The sequence below is a fragment of the Stappia sp. ES.058 genome, from assembly GCF_900105595.1.
In the GTDB taxonomy this organism is placed as follows: Bacteria; Pseudomonadota; Alphaproteobacteria; order Rhizobiales; family Stappiaceae; genus Stappia.
The window spans coordinates 1,865,400-1,882,231 of record NZ_LT629784.1 but is presented as its reverse complement, the minus strand read 5'-3'; the positions used below and the strand labels follow the sequence as shown (position 1 = coordinate 1,882,231).

Annotated in this window: 15 protein-coding genes; 9 read left to right on the top strand and 6 right to left on the bottom strand. The window is 62.1% G+C overall.

The genetic code is table 11. The annotated features are described in order from the left end of the window. Positions 1–275 precede the first annotated feature (275 nt). Genes BLU32_RS08740 through parE form a run of 3 tightly spaced genes read right to left on the bottom strand, consistent with a single transcriptional unit; the run spans position 276 to position 3,623 of the window. Complete coding sequence (locus BLU32_RS08740) at positions 276–692, bottom strand: YqaA family protein (RefSeq protein WP_093806210.1); 417 nt, start codon at positions 690–692, stop codon at positions 276–278. 45 nt (positions 693–737) lie between these two features. Continuing rightward, positions 738–1,475, bottom strand: coding sequence for a sulfotransferase family 2 domain-containing protein (locus BLU32_RS08735; protein WP_093806208.1), 738 nt, complete (start codon positions 1,473–1,475; stop codon positions 738–740). A gap of 60 nt (positions 1,476–1,535) precedes the next feature. Next, a complete protein-coding gene (gene parE / locus BLU32_RS08730) occupies positions 1,536–3,623 on the bottom strand; it encodes a DNA topoisomerase IV subunit B (protein WP_093806206.1) in 2,088 nt (695 codons plus the stop codon). A gap of 446 nt (positions 3,624–4,069) precedes the next feature. Between parE and BLU32_RS08725 the strand changes: the two genes are divergently transcribed. Further along, a complete protein-coding gene (locus BLU32_RS08725; RefSeq protein WP_244501818.1) occupies positions 4,070–5,137 on the top strand; it encodes a tetratricopeptide repeat protein in 1,068 nt (355 codons plus the stop codon). Between the two features lie 54 nt (positions 5,138–5,191). On the opposite strand, the gene BLU32_RS22045 is transcribed toward BLU32_RS08725, so the two are convergent. The 3 genes from BLU32_RS22045 to BLU32_RS08710 all read right to left on the bottom strand — a co-directional run bounded on the left by BLU32_RS22045 (position 5,192) and on the right by BLU32_RS08710 (position 6,860). Then, positions 5,192–5,533 carry a hypothetical protein gene (locus BLU32_RS22045; protein WP_197673725.1) on the bottom strand — a complete coding sequence of 114 codons (342 nt, stop codon included), beginning with the start codon at positions 5,531–5,533 and terminating at the stop codon, positions 5,192–5,194. Between the two features lie 102 nt (positions 5,534–5,635). Continuing rightward, on the bottom strand, positions 5,636–6,418 hold the full coding sequence (xth, locus tag BLU32_RS08715) for an exodeoxyribonuclease III (RefSeq protein ID WP_093806204.1): 783 nt from the start codon (positions 6,416–6,418) through the stop codon (positions 5,636–5,638). A gap of 49 nt (positions 6,419–6,467) precedes the next feature. Further along, positions 6,468–6,860 carry an iron-sulfur cluster assembly accessory protein gene (locus BLU32_RS08710; RefSeq protein ID WP_093806202.1) on the bottom strand — a complete coding sequence of 131 codons (393 nt, stop codon included), beginning with the start codon at positions 6,858–6,860 and terminating at the stop codon, positions 6,468–6,470. A gap of 258 nt (positions 6,861–7,118) precedes the next feature. Between BLU32_RS08710 and BLU32_RS08705 the strand changes: the two genes are divergently transcribed. From BLU32_RS08705 to BLU32_RS08670, 8 genes are all read left to right on the top strand, one after another. Continuing rightward, positions 7,119–8,336: a deoxyguanosinetriphosphate triphosphohydrolase gene (locus BLU32_RS08705; RefSeq protein ID WP_093806200.1), complete on the top strand. Its 1,218-nt coding sequence runs from the start codon at positions 7,119–7,121 to the stop codon at positions 8,334–8,336. 353 nt (positions 8,337–8,689) lie between these two features. Beyond that, the gene (gene argS, locus BLU32_RS08700) at positions 8,690–10,456 is read left to right on the top strand and encodes an arginine--tRNA ligase (protein WP_093806198.1); all 1,767 of its coding nucleotides are present in this window, start codon (positions 8,690–8,692) and stop codon (positions 10,454–10,456) included. Between the two features lie 63 nt (positions 10,457–10,519). Further along, positions 10,520–12,589, top strand: a complete 2,070-nt coding sequence (locus BLU32_RS08695) for an SPOR domain-containing protein (protein ID WP_093806196.1) — start codon at positions 10,520–10,522, stop codon at positions 12,587–12,589. Between the two features lie 67 nt (positions 12,590–12,656). Next, positions 12,657–13,670, top strand: a complete 1,014-nt coding sequence (gene nagZ, locus BLU32_RS08690) for a beta-N-acetylhexosaminidase (RefSeq protein WP_093806194.1) — start codon at positions 12,657–12,659, stop codon at positions 13,668–13,670. 54 nt (positions 13,671–13,724) lie between these two features. Further along, a complete protein-coding gene (locus BLU32_RS08685) occupies positions 13,725–14,576 on the top strand; it encodes a ScpA family protein (protein ID WP_197673724.1) in 852 nt (283 codons plus the stop codon). Further along, positions 14,576–15,313, top strand: a complete 738-nt coding sequence (gene scpB, locus BLU32_RS08680) for an SMC-Scp complex subunit ScpB (protein WP_093806190.1) — start codon at positions 14,576–14,578, stop codon at positions 15,311–15,313. Before BLU32_RS08685 ends, scpB begins: the two co-directional genes overlap by 1 nt. Beyond that, the gene (locus tag BLU32_RS08675; protein ID WP_093806188.1) at positions 15,297–16,424 is read left to right on the top strand and encodes an ABC transporter ATP-binding protein; all 1,128 of its coding nucleotides are present in this window, start codon (positions 15,297–15,299) and stop codon (positions 16,422–16,424) included. The genes scpB and BLU32_RS08675 overlap by 17 nt, the downstream gene beginning before the upstream one ends. A 106-nt stretch (positions 16,425–16,530) precedes the next feature. Beyond that, on the top strand, positions 16,531–16,773 hold the full coding sequence (locus tag BLU32_RS08670; protein ID WP_093806186.1) for a twin-arginine translocase TatA/TatE family subunit: 243 nt from the start codon (positions 16,531–16,533) through the stop codon (positions 16,771–16,773). The last annotated feature ends 59 nt before the right edge of the window (positions 16,774–16,832 follow it).

Here is a 16,832-nt window from a genome sequence, read left to right as displayed (position 1 = left end):
CGTGGAAGCCCAGGCGGGGGCCTCTCAAACGCGGCCGACATGGCATTGGAAACGGCGAGCCATCGTGCGGGAGGATGTGCAGCCGGCTTTCGTCTGCTCACGCGCGCACCGACAATGCTGAGCGACGCCATTTCCTGTCCTTCGGAATTGGCTGGCTTGCGCCTCCAACCATTTCCACCTCATTCATGAGGTCACATCCTAAATCGTTTCCCGGCCGGATGGAATTGTTCCGCCCGCGGCTTTCCGCCTTTTGCCTGGAAGCGCGCAGGTTCGCGCTACATGGCGGCGGCAAGTGCTGCATAGCGCGCCGTCTTGCCGATCGAGACAAGAATCAGAAAGCGCCAGAATGGAACCTTTAGCAAACCGGCGGCGAAGGTCAGCGGATCACCGACGACCGGCAGAAACGCAAACAGGAGTGACCAACTGCCATAGCGCGAGAAGCGAACCGAGGCGCTTTCGATTTGCGCGGGCGTGAAGGGAAACCAGCGATGCTCCTGCCAGGAGAGCAGGAACCGTCCGACAAGCCAGTTGAGTGCCGATCCCAGAATGTTGCCGGCGGTCGCAGTCGCAACCACAACCGAAGGTGGGAAATCCCCTGCTGCAAGCGCTGCGATGAGCATGACTTCGGAGGAGAACGGAAGCAGGGTCGCGGCGAGGAACGCACCCAGGAACAGAGACCCCATCAGTATCATGGCTGGTGTGTGTCCCGTGATCCGGGGGCCGGCGAAGCGCTGCGCTCAGCCTGACGGGTCCGGGTTGGCGAGGAGTTCGTAGTCGTTGCGGTAACGCTGTTTGACAGCTTTCCTGAGAGCCGGGTCCAGGGATCCCGCGATAGTTTCGACCGTCAGGTCAGGCGTGCCGTCGCATTCCGGCAGTGGGCCTATGTCGATGCCGTTTCGCGCCTCCACGCCGGAGCGCAAGGCGGTCCAGTCCCTGGCCTGGTGTTCAAAACGGATCAGATGCCGGGGCAACAGGCGGCCCTTGTGCATGAGAATGTCGGCCTGCCCGCGAAAGACGTTCGGGCTCTTTCTGTCGGGAATGCTGCAGACCCGTGCGGTAAAGGCATCAAAGTCCATGCCTTTCTGGAAACCGAGAAAGCGTGCGGAAGCCGGCACGTCACCGCCCATGCCGTAGTCGCGTACGTAACAGGCCGCAAGCCGCATAAGGGGATCGCGGATCGCTGCGAAGGTCAGGGCCCGGGGGTGAAGACGCTTGAGCTGACGTGCGGACAGCAGCGCCATTCCGTCGGTCCAGTTGGACAGTGTTCCGGTCGCATAGTGTGTGCGTGGCGGAGGCGTGGCTCCCGGAGCCGCCGCATGTCTCGCACTGAGATCCAGAAGCGCCTGGCGAATGCTGTCGCTCGCTGCATTGGGGCAGCGTCCGTAGGCCAGCCCGACCGCAGACAACATGAGGTAGTGATGATCGTGCATCGGCCGGCGGCGCCGTTCGATTGAATTGTAGATGGCCCTGAGCACCGTGCCTCGCTTTCCCGTGTGGCGGCTGCCCCGATTGTCGGAACCGAATCGCCGGACGGATCAGATATCGAGTTCTTCGGCGAACTGTGCGTTTTCCTGAATGAAGAGGAAGCGGGCTTCCGGCTTGTTCCCCATGAGGCGCTCGATGGAAGACTTCGTGGATGCGCCGTCTTCTTCCAGGATCCTGACCTGGAGCAGCGTGCGTTTGTCCGGATCCATGGTCGTCTCCTTCAGCTGCGCGGGAAGCATCTCGCCAAGGCCCTTGAAACGCCCGATATCAACCTTCGCGTTTTTCCGGAATTCGTTCTCAAGCAGCGCGTCCTTGTGGGCATCATCACGGGCATAGAGTGTTTTTCCGCCCTGACTGATCCTGTAGAGCGGCGGAGCCGCCAGATAAAGGTGACCGTTGCGGATAAGTTCCGGCGTCTCGCGATAGAAGAACGTGATCAGCAAGGATGCGATATGGGCGCCGTCTACGTCCGCATCGGTCATGATCACGATTTTCTCGTAACGAAGGTCGGTGTCGCGGTAGGCAGTCCCGGTGCCGCATCCAAGCGCCTGAACCAGGTCCGCAAGCTGCTGGTTCGCCGCAAGCTTGTCCCGGCCCGCGCTTGCCACGTTGAGAATCTTGCCGCGCAGCGGCAGCACGGCTTGTGTCTTCCGGTTTCTTGCCTGTTTCGCGGAGCCGCCAGCCGAATCGCCCTCGACGATAAAGAGTTCCGAGCCTTGCGCCTGGCTGGAAGCGCAGTCGGCAAGCTTGCCCGGAAGGCGCAGTTTGCGCACTGCTGTCTTTCGCGCGACGTCCTTTTCCTGGCGTCGGCGCAGTCGTTCATCGGCTCGTTCCACAACCCAGTCGAGCAGCTTGTTGGCCTGGTTCGGAGCTGCCGTCAGCCAATGATCAAAAGCATCGCGAACCGCGCTTTCCACAACCTTGGTGGCTTCCGATGTGGCAAGCTTGTCCTTGGTCTGGCCGACGAATTCCGGTTCGCGAATGAAAACCGACAGCATCGCTCCCGCCGACGTGACGATGTCGTCGCCGGTGATGATTGCGGCCTTCTTGTTGCCGACGAGTTCCCCGTAGGCCTTCAATCCCCGCAGGAGGGCATAGCGCAGCCCTGTTTCATGGGTGCCGCCTTCCGGAGTTGGAACGGTGTTGCAATAGGAGTGCACAAATCCGTCGCCGGCAAACCATGTGACGGCCCATTCGACAGAACCGTGCCGACCGGTGTCCTTGGTCCGGCCCGCGAAGGTGTCCTCGATTACCCTGCGTTCCTTGCCGAGCGCGTCCTGAAGATAGTCCCGCAGACCGCCGGGAAAATGGAACGTTGCCTCGGGTTCAACCTCGTCCTTGCCGCTGACCAGTTCCGGTGCGCATCGCCAACGGATTTCGACACCGGAAAACAGGTAGGCTTTGGAGCGTGTCATCTTGAACAGCCGTGCCGGCTGGAAGGTGGCCCCCTTGCCAAAAATATCCGGGTCTGGGTGAAAACGTACGAGCGTTCCGCGACGGTTCTGGACGTCGCCGACGCACTCCAGCGGTCCGACCGGAAATCCGCGCTGAAATCTTTGCCGGTAAAGCTTTCTTGCGCGGGCAACCTCCACGATCAGGTCGTCGGACAGCGCATTGACCACGGACACACCAACACCGTGAAGGCCGCCGGACGTCTCATAGACCTTGCTGTCGAATTTTCCGCCGGCGTGAAGCGTGGTCATGATGACCTCAAGGGCGGATTTGTCGCGATGTTTTGGATGCGGGTCGACCGGAATACCGCGACCATTGTCGGAAACGCTCAGGTAACCGTCAGCAGTCAGCGAGACTTCAATCCAGCTGGCGTGCCCGGCCACAGCTTCGTCCATCGAGTTGTCAATGACTTCGGCGAACAGGTGATGCAGCGCGCGCTCATCGGTTCCGCCGATGTACATGCCCGGCCGCCGCCGCACCGGTTCGAGTCCTTCCAGAACCTCGATATCGTCGGCCGTATAGTCCGAACTTTCCGAAAAACGCGTGCGCGCGGACTTGCGTGGCTCTGCCGGGCGGGAGTCGCGCGCAGGCTCCTTCAACGCGGGCGCCTCAAGCGGGGCTGCCTGATCTGTTGTTGGCCGGGCCGGCTGGTCTTTGCCGGAAAAAAGATCGTCGTCAGCGGTCATGTGTTGTCCAGGTCAGGGGAGGGGCAAACAGCCCGAATCGCCCATGATTCTGCCAATGGCGCGGATTTTGGCAAAGGGTCTCGCGTCGCGGTGATTCTGCAAACCGTTTTTCAACCGGTTCGCGCTACCTTCTCCGCATAAGGAGAAGCGGTGCCGCGTGGCGCCAGAACGAAGACAGAGGAGGACGTCAGGATGTCGCATTCGTCAAGGCCGAAGGCCGGGAAAATGGATCTGATCGCCGCCGCGATGCTGTTTGCCAATGCTGTCCTGCTCATTGCCGGCGGGTGAGGGCGCCATTATGTGGCCGCGGCGCAACACCGACGCAGCCGTCTTTGCCGCAGGGGCATATGGGGCTCCTGATGCCGTGTTTCGGCCATCTTTGAGGGCAGAAGGTGGGTTGTCGGACCTGTGACGGAAATGCGGCGATCCTGTCTTTGTGAAGTCAGGTGCAAGCCGCTGTTTCGCCTTCAACAGGCGGTATTGCAGGTCCCATCATCCTGCTGCTGTTTTTCGGGATGAAAGGCAGGACATCCGGAGCCGTGAACTCCGGTTGCTGCGAAAGAGAGTGGCATGGTCTTCACCTTTGTGAAGCCCGTGCAAAGGCAACAAGGCGCAGGCGTGCGGTGCGGACCAGTTCGAGCCGGGCGTCATCAGGCGGACGAAATATGCGGATCACTGTTTTTGGTTGTTTCAGCGCTGTCATGATGTGCGCGGCCTTCGCGGGGCCTGCGATCGCTCAGGATTCAGCCGCTGCTGCGGCCGCCAGGATGTCGGGGGCTGCGGCTTCCGCGCCTGATCTCTCTCCCGGAGAGGCGCTGCGTGCCGGAACACGTTTTTATTATGCCGGGAAGAAGAAACGCGCGCTCGATTCCCTGCGCTTTGCTGCGGAGAACGGGCATCCTCTGGCAGCCTGGAAACTCGGCCGGATGTATTCACGTGGCGATGGCGTCAAGGAAGACGATATCAAGGCGTTCGAGTATTTTCGCGAGATCGCGTCCAACTATGCCGATGACAGCCCCTCGTCTCCGCGCGCTCCTTTTATCGCCAGTGCCTTCGTTGAGCTTGGTTCCTATTATCTGACCGGGATCAATGACAGCGCGATTCAGCCGAATGTGGCGCGCGCACGAGAGATTTTCAGCTACGCGGCCTCCTATTTCGGCGATGCGGATGCGCAGTACCATCTCGGCATGCTCTATCTGGATGACAGTGATCGGGACATACGCATGGCGGCGCGCTGGCTGAAGCTGGCGGCAAAGAAGGGACATCTTAAGGCGCAAGCCCGACTCGGTGAGCTTCTCTTCACTGGCGATTTCCACGGGTTCGACAACAAGGTCGCCGGCCTGATGTGGTTGACGGTGGCGCAGCGCCGTGTCGATGGGACGGATGAAGCCTGGATCACCGAACTGCAGGAGCGCAGTTTCGGACTGGCCGAGGAGAGTGTTCGCCGTCGTTCAACAACCCTGGCCGAGTCATGGATGCAGGCCAACCCGGCGCTGATCGCCGACAGTCGGTAACTGTGAATTCCCGATTGTCAGTAGGACCCGGTGAGATCGGCGCGGCGCCCTGTATCAGCTTGCGCCACGGCCGGTTTTGGCGCTATCGGCACTTGAATCATCAAGAGGCTCTGGCATCGGCATGAACAGGCGTGTCGTCGGGCATCCTTCCTCAAGCGGCTTCCAGGTGGTGTTGTTGAGAAGCATCGAGCAGCGGGCTATTCGCATGCCATCCGGTCCGCGCAGGCACACGGTTTCACCCAGATGATAATCCTGGCCGAAATAGCGGCAGGTGCAGGATGAGCGGGCGGTTTGTTGCGATGCGGCGCCGGAGGCCAACAAGACGGGTGCGGCCAATGCCGCCATCACCATGATGCCGCCGCGAAAGCGACGATGACCGTGCCGTTTCTCACGCATGCCGTGATCATAGCACATTCGAACGAAAGTCACACATTTTCCGCTACGGCAACAGCGCAGCTTCCGAAGCATCTCGAGATCCTCGGTTCTGCTGTCGGAGCCTCAATCCGACAGCTCGACCCACACGGGTACGTGGTCGGAGGGTTTTTCCCATCCGCGGACATGAGCATCCACGCCGGTTCGCTCAAGACGGTCGACTGCCTCGGCGGACAAAAGCAGGTGATCGATGCGGATGCCGTTGTTCTTTTGCCAGGCGCCGGCCTGATAGTCCCAGAAGCTGTAGAGACCGTCGTCCTGGTTGGTGAGGCGAAGCGCGTCGAAAAGACCGAGGTTTTCAAGCGAGCGGAATGCGCGCCGGCTCTCCGGCTGAAACAGCGCATCTCCGGTCCAGGCATCGGGGTTCTTTGCGTCGCGGGGTTCCGGGATCACATTGTAGTCGCCAAGAAGGATAAATGCCTCCTCGCGCGCGAGACAATCCTGCGCATGACGGTGCAGGCGCTCCATCCACTTCAGCTTGTAGTCGAATTTCTCTGTTCCCAGCGGATTGCCGTTCGGCAGATAAAGGCATCCGACCCGCACTGACCCCGAGGAGGTCTCGACCCGTGCCTCGATGTAGCGCGCCTGCGTGTCCTCATCGTCGCCCGGAAGTCCGCGCGAGACGTCCTCGAGCGGGAGACGGCTGAGCACGGCAACTCCGTTGAAGCCTTTCTGGCCGTGGGTTTCGACCGCATAGCCCAGCGCCTCGAAGTCGGCGGCGGGAAAGCCGTCGTCGACCGACTTGATTTCCTGAAGACAGGCGATGTCGGGCTTTGCTTCCTCAAGCCAGGCGAGGGCAGTGTCGCGGCGCGCCTTCACGCCGTTGATGTTCCAGGTGGCGATCTTCAACGGAAAATCCTGTTCAAGGGCTGCGCGCCGCGCCGGGAAAGGACAAGCTTCAAATGGAGAAGCTCGTTCCGCATCCGCAGCCTGCCGAGGCGAGCGGATTGTTGATCTGAAACGATTGTCCCATGATGTCGTCGACATAATCCACGACAGAGCCACTCATGTATTGCAGGGAAACGGGATCGACGATCACCGTTGCGCCCGCATCCTCGACAATGAAGTCGTCAGCTTCGCGGTCGGTGACGAGATCGTATTTATACTGAAATCCCGAGCATCCGCCGCCCTCGACGCTGATACGCAGCATTGTTCCTTCCGCTTCGTCGGAGAGGATACGGGAAATCCGCCGGAGCGCTGACGGGCTGACCGTCACACTGTCTCCCGATGCGGAGGCGACCGAAACGGCTCCATCGTTCTGCCTTTCGGTCACAGTCGTTGCATTGGTCATTGCTCGACCTCACTGGTTGCGCCGAGAGGCGCTCGTTCGTGTGTCCTGCACGATGTGGGATTCCATCACGCCTGCCGATCCGACCGGCAAGGAAAAAGAAAACACCGCCACACCGGCCTCTCGACTGTGCAAGAGCTTACCCGATAGGTATGAACAGGGCGAGCTTGCGTCAACTGCACGAGGCTGGCAATCGCGTTCATGACAGTTCGGCTCAGAGCCCGAAACATCACGCAGAGCCCGGAATTTCACGGAGAGCCGATGACTGCTTCCCTTGGATATGGCGCCCAGCCGCGGGCGGCCTACGCCACCGACCCGGACAGAAGCGCGGGACGTCTTTTCCCCGAAGCGGAAAGCCCGACGCGTACGCCGTTTCAACGCGACCGTGACCGGATAATCCATTCCACGGCGTTTCGACGGCTGAAACACAAGACGCAGGTCTTCGTTTATCATGAAGGCGATCACTTCCGCACACGGCTGACCCATACGATCGAGGTGTCCCAGATTGCGCGTTCGCTTGCCCGTGCGCTGCGGCTCGATGAGGATTTGGCCGAATGTCTTGCCCTGGCCCACGACCTTGGCCACACGCCCTTCGGTCATGAGGGCGAGGATGTGATGGATGCCTGCATGGCGCCCTACGGGGGGTTCGATCACAATGCGCAATCCCTGCGCATCGTCACCAACCTCGAAAGGCGCTACGCCGAATTCGATGGGCTGAACCTGAGTTGGGAGACGCTCGAGGGACTGGTGAAGCACAACGGGCCGCTTGTGGACGCCGACGGCGCGCCGATCGGAAAATTCGCCGGGGGCGAGCTTCCCTTCGCGATCCGTGCGAACGCCGCGCGCCAGGATCTGCGCCTCGACACCTGGCCGGGCGCGGAGGCCCAGGCTGCTGCGATCGCCGATGACATCGCCTATGATGCGCACGATCTCGACGACGGGCTGCGGGCCGGACTGCTTGCCGTGGAGCAGATCCGTGAGGTCCCGTTCTTCTGCGCCATACTCGACGAAGTGGATGGGCGCTATCCAGACCTCGAGGAGCCACGCCGGATTCATGAGATCGTTCGCCGCTCGATCACGCGCATGGTGGAGGATGTGATCGAGGAATCCGTCCGCCGGTTGACCGTGCTGTCACCGCGCTCCGTGGAAGACATCCGCGCCGCCTCCGGCGCCATGGTGAGCTTTTCCGACGGGATGACGGTCTCGGAACGCGCGGTGAAGGCTTTCCTTTTTGCAAATCTCTACCGGCACAACAGCGTGCTTGCGGTTCGAAAGCAGGTTGCCGCGATCGTGCAAGATCTCTTCGCCGCCTATATGGCCGAACCCTCGCTGATGCCTCAGGAGTGGTTCCACGATCTGCGCCCCGGCGAGCCTGATCGGACCGCGCGCCGCGTTTGCGATTTCGTCGCTGGCATGACGGACCGTTTCGCCGTCGACGAGCATCGCCGCCTGTTTGACCATACCCCGGAATTGGGCTAGGTCACGGACCCATAAATGCGGTCGGTTCGGTATGAGACGATCTGGTTCGACAACAGGCGTGAAGGCGCTGGAAATGCGGGGTATTTTCAAGTCTTCACAACCCATTGGCGGGGCAAATCGTCCATATCCCACGGACGGTGAAACGGCTTCAAGCCGCCATGTCGCCGCCCTCAACCGGGCGTCCGGCCCGCTTTTCGGTCGGTTCCGCGCGGCTTATTGCCGTTTCAGCCGCCAAACCGGACGCATCTATGGATCCACACCCTAGGTCGCCCGCCCGCCAGTTTCACAGCAATGCCGCACGTCGGTTCGGGCGCATGCCGCGCCGAAACACACAGTGCCGAGAGAAGCCGCACATGAACATCTTCACCGAATATGCCGATCTGGTGCGTGACGCGATCACGCGGCTGTATCCCAACGGAGAGGTCGATGCGGCCCTGCTGGCGCGGTGTGTTGTCGAGCCGCCGCGCGATCCGGCACACGGGGACCTCGCGACCAATGCGGCGATGGTGCTTGCAAAGCCGTTGAAGACGAACCCGCGCGCGCTTGCGGAACGATTGAGCGTTGAACTGGCGGGGACGGGAGATATTCTCTCCGCCGAGGTTGCCGGCCCCGGCTTTTTGAACTTCAGGCTCGCCGATGTGGTCTGGGCAAGGGTGCTGCGTTCCGTTCTTGCTGACGAGCGCGACTTCGGCCGCTCGAAGATGGGTGGCAACCTGAAGGTGAATGTGGAGTATGTCTCCGCAAATCCGACCGGGCCGATGCATGTCGGCCACTGCCGAGGCGCCGTCGTGGGCGACGCGCTTGCCTCGCTGCTGGATTTCGCCGGCTATGACGTCACTCGCGAATACTACATCAACGATGCCGGCTCGCAGATCGACGTTCTCGCGCGGTCGGCCTTTCTGCGCTACCGGGAAGCGCTGGGCGAGGACATCGGCAAGATCCCCGAGGGGCTCTATCCCGGTGATTATCTCGTACCGGTCGGGAAGGCGCTTGCCGCCAAGCACGGGCGCGCGCTCCTCGACATGGATGAGGCTGCACGCCTTGCGCTGGTGAAGGAAGACACGATCGCCGCGATGATGGAGCTCATCCGTGCCGATCTTGCCCTGCTCAACGTGCATCACGACCTGTTCTTTTCAGAGCGCACGCTGCACGCGCGCAACGATGCCAACAGGTCCGAGATCGACAAGATGCTCGATGTGCTTCGGGCGCGCGATCTCGTGTACGAAGGGACGCTGCCCCCGCCGAAGGGTCAGGTGCCGGAAGACTGGGAAGACCGTGAGCAGACCTTGTTCCGCGCCAGCGCCTATGGCGACGACATCGACCGCCCGCTGAAAAAATCCGACGGCAGTTACACCTATTTCGCCGCCGACGTCGCCTATATGCTGTCCAAGTACGAGCGTGGCTTCAAGGAGATGATCTTTATCCTCGGCGCGGATCACGGCGGCTACGTGAAACGGCTCGAGGCAGTCGGGCGTGCCATTTCCGGTGGCGAGGCCAAGGTGATCGTGCGTCTGTGCCAGCTTGTGAAGCTTTTCCGCGCCGGTGAACCCGTGCGCATGTCGAAGCGCTCCGGCGATTTCGTGACACTGCGCGACGTCGTCGAGGAGGTGGGCTGCGATCCTGTGCGCTTCATGATGCTTTACCGCAAGAATGATGCGCCGCTGGACTTCGATTTCAGGAAAGTCACCGAGCAATCCAAGGACAACCCGGTTTTCTATGTCCAGTATGGCCACGCGCGCTGTCGCTCGGTGCTGCGGCAGGCTGCGGAAGAGCTGCCGGGTCTGGATGCATCCTCTGCCGCACTTGCAGAAGGCGACTTCTCGCTGCTCACCGATTCGGGCGAACGCGAACTCGCGGCGCGTCTGGCTGCGTGGCCCAGGCTTGTCGAGAGCGCGGCCGAAGCACATGAGCCACATCGCGTTGCCTTCTACCTGCACGACCTGGCCAGTGCCCTGCATTCGCACTGGAACAAGGGCAAGGATTTGCCGCAATTACGTTTTATTAACCCTGAACATCGACAACTAACGTTGGCCCGCCTTGGTCTTGTTCGTGCGGTCTCCCTGGTTCTAGCGTCCGGCCTGTCCTTGCTGGGTGTCGCGGCGCCTGAGGAGATGCGCTGACGGCGGGAGGGTCCTGCGGCCGCGCGGATTGCGGTCCAATCCAGCGGGGAAGTCCTCAGCATTATGTCCAACCGTTCGAACCATCCGGTCAGCGATACGGATCACCGCGGCGACCGGCGCGCGGATGACGGCCATGACGGGTTCGAAGAGGATCCGCTCGTCGAACTGGCGCGCATCGTCAGCGAGGGCAATGCCAAGTTTCGCCCCGTTGCGATGACGGAGCCCCGGTTCGAAGAGCCTGCGTTTCCCCAAGCCGATGACCCGGAATACGTGGACCCGTCAGGATGGGAAGAACCGGTTTCGGGTGGTGTCGGCTGGAACGAACCTTTTGAACAGCAGCCTGTTTCCGCACCGGACGAGCGGGAGGCTACGGCTTCTGACTATTCGGACGCCTATGCGCAGCGCGTCCAATCCGTCCCGGTTTCTCCCCCCGTTGATGTCGAGCCTGCTCAAGGCGCCTATGGCGATACCTGGCATGCGGAGGTGCAGGCAGAGGTGTGGGATGATGATGCGCATTTCGCCGAGGCGTCGCGCTCTGCCCAGGTCGAATGGCCGGACGGGCCGGTCAACCGCTCGGCCGATGTTGCCGACGACTTCGGACAAGATCCATATTTTCCCGACTCCGTTGCTCCACGGGATGAGGGTCGGCTCGATCCCCCCGTCTATCAGGAGGACGTGCGTGGAGACGCGAATTTTTCCGCGGAGCAGGAGCGCGCTCGCGCCATTACCGCCGATTTGAGCGCCTCGCTTGAGGACGAGCTTCTTGGCCCGCAAAAAAATGCGCACGATGATCGCGAGGCTTGGTCGGAAGGTGACGATCTGCAATCAGAGTCCTATGACGACCTGCTGATGGACGCGCCGGCGCCCGGTTGGGCTGACGATGGGCGGGCGGGCCGGGCGGAACCTCAAGCCCCGTCCTTCGATGAGGATTTCTACGCTGCCGCCGATACGGAGGCCCCGCCGCCGCCGGAGGGGTATGACCTTGATGCCGTCGCTCAGGCAATGCGCGAGGGCGATCCGCAGATTGGCGGGCATGGCGTTCTCCCGCCGCATTCGGAGTCAGAACAGGAGGTCGCGCCGGATGAAAAGTCCCGTCGGGGTCTTTTTGCAGCAGGTGCCGTGCTTGGTCTTGTCGTCGCGGGTGGAGCTGTATTTGCCTTCTTCGATTTTGGCGGATCGGACGTGATTGGTCCGCCACCGGTCATCACGGCGTCACAGGAGCCGTTGAAGGTCTATCCCGAAGGTGAGGAGCCCTCGGCGAACGGTCAGAGCAAACTGATCTATGATCGCGTCGGGGGTGTCGAGTCTCCGCGTGAGGAACGGCTGGTGGTTCAGGATGAAACTCCGGTTGCATCGCTTCCGCCGGCGCCCGTGACGGACGGTGACGCGCAAACCCGCGTTCCCGCGGGCCCGCGTCGGGTTCGCACAGTCGTTGTGCGTCCGGACGGAACGATCATCTCCGGTGATGACGCTGCTGCTGCGACCGATACTCCCTCAGCGTCGCAGTCCGAACCGGCGACAGATCAACCGGCGCAGGAACAGTCGCCCTCTTCGCCGGTTCCGCGCGTGGCGTCGGTAGACCCGGCCGGAACGGACACTCGTCAGGTAACGACGACCCCCGTGACGGCGCCCGGCGCGGAAGATGGCGCCGCGGTACCGCAGGCCGCTGGCCCGACGGTCGCCGGCGACGTGCCGACCAATGTGCCGCGTGAAAAGCCGGGCGATATCGAGACAATGGCTGCGCGTGCCACTGCGCCTCCCGCCATTCAGCGCCAAAGTGCCCCCGCACAGCGGGCACCGGCCTCTCCGCTTGATCTCACCGCCAGTCAGCAGGGCGCATCGCAGCCCGCGGCCTCCGCGCCTGCGACAAGCGGATCCATTCCTGCCGGTGCCTATATCGTGCAGGTGTCGTCTCAGCGCACACAGGATCAGGCCCAGGCCGCCTTCGACAATCTCCAGCAACGCTATGCGGGTGTGCTCGGGGGTGTTTCGCCTGTGATCCAGCGGGCGGATCTTGGCGACCGCGGTACCTTCTACCGCGTCCGTATTCCGGCCTCGTCGCGTGACGATGCGATTTCGCTGTGCGAGCGTTTGAAGTCTGCTGGCGGCGATTGTTTCGTGCGGCGCAACTGACCGAAGGGGTGAGGGAGGTTTCACGTCCGCAATCGGACGCGAAACTCGCAGCGGACGGATAATCTTCATGGCGAAAGCGTTTATTGCCGGGTGCTCGGGGCCTCGACTGACGGTGGACGAGCGGCAATTCTTCAGTGATGAACGGCCCTGGGCGTTGATCCTTTTTGCAAGGAACTGTCGTCAGACCGACCAGATCCGGGATCTCGTTTCCGAATTCCGGGATCTTGTGGGGTGGCCGGATGCGCCAGTGCTGATCGATCAGGAAGGCGGGCGTGTTCGCCGGCTTCGGCCGCCGCTGGTCCCGGACTACCCGCCGGGTGCGGTCTACGGAAAACTTCATGACATCGATGCGGATGCGGGATTGCGGTCGGCCTGGCTGTGCGGCCGACTTATCGGCGCGGATCTTGCGGACCTGGGCATCACTGTCGATTGCCTGCCCATCGTCGATGTGCCGCGGGGCGACACCAGCAACGTGATCGGTGACCGTGCCTACGGAACAGACCCCGCGATCATCGCGCGGATCGGGCGCGCAATGACGGACGGCCTGGGAGCCGCAGGGGTTTTGCCTGTGTTGAAGCACATTCCCGGTCACGGACCCGCAACGATCGACAGCCATCTTGCGCTGCCGGTGGTTGACACGGAGCTGGAAACACTGCGCAAACTCGATTTCGTTCCGTTTCGCGCCTTGCGCGATCTGCCGCTGGCCATGACCGCGCATGTGGTCTACACGGCCATCGACCGGGACGCATGTGCCACTTGTTCTCCAAAGGTCATCGAAACGATCATTCGTGGCGAGCTCGATTATCAGGGCTGCCTGATGAGCGACGACGTCTCGATGAGGGCGCTTGGCGGGGAGATGCAGGCACGGGTGCGCAGCCTGTTCGCGGCCGGTTGCGACCTGGCGCTGCATTGCAATGGCGATTTCGCTGAAATGCAGGCTGTGGCGGCGGCCTCGCCTGAACTTTGCGGTGCGGCGCTTGCCCGGACCGATGCGGCGCTCTCCGCGCGGAGCCCGGCCGAGCCGATGGATCGCGAGGCGCTTCAGGCGGAGTTTGCGACGTTGCTTGCCGGTGTCGTATAAACTTGCCTGGACGGCAGCGACGATGAAGCTTGCCGCGAAGCGTTGGGGGCAGGCGTGCAGGATTCCTTTTTCGAGGACGCAGATCGGCGCGGCACCGACGGCTCCGCGCTTGCGACCACCGACCCGTCCCTGGTGGTGGATGTCGACGGATTCGAAGGGCCCTTGGACCTTCTGCTGACGCTTGCACGCAAGCAGAAGGTGGATCTTGCCCGCATCTCCATCCTTGCCCTTGTCGAGCAGTATCTTCACTTCGTCAACGAGGCGCACCGGCTGCGCCTCGAGCTTGCTGCCGATTATCTTGTCATGGCAGCCTGGCTTGCGTATCTGAAATCCAGGTTGCTGATCCCCGAGCAGAAGGATGAGGATGCGCTGACCGGCGAGGAACTCGCGGCGGCCCTTGCATTTCGCCTCCGCCGTCTCGAAGCGATGCGCGAGGCGTCGGCAAAACTGATGAACCGGAACCGCCTCGGGCGCGACGTGTTCGTCCGCGGAGATCCCGAGACGCTGTCGATCGAGCGCAAGAGCCGGTTCGCTGCCACCCTCTATGATCTGCTGACCGCCTATGCGGCTCAGCGGCAGCGCACCTCCGTGACATCGGTTCATGTTCGCCGAAGAACCGTGTGGTCGTTGCAGGAAGCGCGTGACCTGTTGACGCGTCTCGTGGGCAAGGAGATGGACTGGGCGCCACTCGATGCCTATTTGTCGAGGTACCTGGGGGATGGCACACAGGCCAGCTCGGTGTTGGCGAGCAGTTTTTCCGCAAGTCTGGAACTGGTGCGCGAAGGTGCGATAGAGCTGCGCCAGTCCGGTCCCTTCGCACGGCTTTATCTTCGCAGGCGCGCGGAGCCGAGACCGGGCGAGGCGAGGGACGACAGCGACCCGGGAACGGAAGGCAATGAGGCGTGATGCGCGGGAATGGCGACGAACACGACGACGGTGGCAAGCCTGTCGAGGACGGTGAGGCGGAGGGAGATCTCTTCCCGGCAGAGCGTGCCAGCGCCATGCGCATGATAGAGGCGCTTCTTTTTGCCTCCCGCGATCTTTTGGGCCCTGATGAAATCGCCGCGCGACTGCCGGGAAAAATCGATATCCCGGGTGTTGTCGAGGATTTGCGGCGTGTCTATTCGACGCGGGGCGTAAACCTCGTGGAGATTTCCGGCAAGTGGGGTTTTCGCACGGCGGAAGACCTGTCGTATCTGCTCAGCCGGGAGCAGGTGGAGGAGCGACGCCTGTCGCGCGCCGCACTGGAAACGCTGGCGATTATCGCCTATCACCAGCCGGTCACCCGGGCGGAGATCGAGGAAATTCGCGGTGTGTCGACATCGCGTGGCACGGTCGACGTGCTCCTGGAAACGGAATGGATCCGGATGCGCGGGCGCCGCAGAACGCCGGGACGGCCGGTTACCTACGGCACCACGGATGCGTTTCTGGAGCACTTCATGCTTGCGTCTGTCTCCGACCTGCCCGGACTTGATGAACTCAAAGGGACGGGATTGCTGGACAGCGCGGTTCCGGCTGGTTTCTCTGTGCCGGTTCCCAATGATTCGTCAGAATTGCGGGAAGAGGAAGATCCGATTGACGAGACCGAATTGTTCGACTTGATGGTGGAAGGCGACGAGACGACAAATGACCGTGACAGCTAGCATTCCAGTCTCGACGCCCGCTGAACGGTGGGGCGTGCGCGGCACGGCCGGCGCCACGATTGCCGCACGCCTGTCGTTCGAGGCGGTGAGCCACAGCTATTCCGGCCTTCCGGCGGTGCGGTCGGTGTCACTCTCCGTCGAACCCGGAGAAGTCCTGTGTCTGCTCGGCCATTCGGGGTGCGGCAAGACGACTCTCTTGCGGATTGCCGCCGGCGTGGAGCGTCAGACAATGGGGCGTGTGCTCATCAACGAGCGCGAAGTGGCCGGACCGGACCGGTTCCTGCCTCCCGAAAAGCGCGGCGTGGGGCTGATGTTCCAGGATTACGCCCTGTTTCCGCATTTGACCATCGCCGAGAATGTGGCCTTTGGTCTTACCCACCTTGCAAAGGCCGATGCCCGTCACGCGGCACTGAGCGCGCTTTCCCGGGTCGGGCTTGCCGAGCATCATGCGGACTATCCGCACGCCCTCTCCGGCGGGGAGCAGCAACGCGTGGCGCTGGCGCGGGCGATAGCGCCCCGGCCGGGCGTTCTTCTCATGGACGAGCCGTTTTCCGGCCTCGACAGGCGGTTGCGCGATGCTGTGCGCGACGAGACTTTGTCTGTCCTTCGGGAAACGCGGGCGACCTGCATGCTGGTGACCCACGATCCTGAGGAGGCCATGCGCATGGGCGACCGCATCGCGTTGATGCGCAAGGGGCGACTGGTCCAGATCGGCAGCGCTGACGATCTCTACAATCATCCCGCCGATCTGTTCGTTGCGCGCTTTTTCTCCGAGCTCAACGAGATCGACGCGATTGCCGGAGACGGCGAGGTGGAGACAGCGTTCGGCCGTCATCCGGCCCCTGGCATCGGGCGGGGAATGACGGTTGATGTCTGTGTGCGCCCGCAAGGAGTGATTCTTGGAGAGCCGGGGGAGGGACGCTCTGGACGCGTGATCCGGCGGCGTTTCATTGGCGAGGTCGATCTGGTCGATATCGCGGTGGACGGACTGGAACTGCCGCTGCAGGCGCGCATTCGCGACGGAGGCCGGTTTGTCGTCGGTATGGATGTCGGGGTCCGGGTGGATGATCGGGATGTTCTGGCGTTTGCTCGAAATGCGACGGATGTCTAATGCGCGATTGCATTAACCGGTGAAACGGTTGGTTGCGATTGATCGCGCTTTGTTGCAATAGTGCCGCGCCGGCGCGCGTGCACCGGATCGACCAGGGAGTTGTCGTATGGGTATCAGTATTTGGCAGATCCTGATCATCGCGGTGATCGTTGTTCTGCTGTTTGGCCGCGGGAAAATCTCCGAGCTGATGGGAGACGTTGCCAAGGGAATCAAGAGCTTCAAGAAGGGCCTCAACGAGGACGACGAGGAAGACGAAGCGAAGGCGGACGATGGTGGCAAGACCATCGATCACAAGCCGGAAGAGCCCGTCGCCATGAAGAAGTCCGAGGACAAGTCCAAGGCGGGTTGACCCGCTTCGCGATTGGCGGGGGCATCGGCGTCCGGCCATCGAGGCCGGTCCATGTCGCT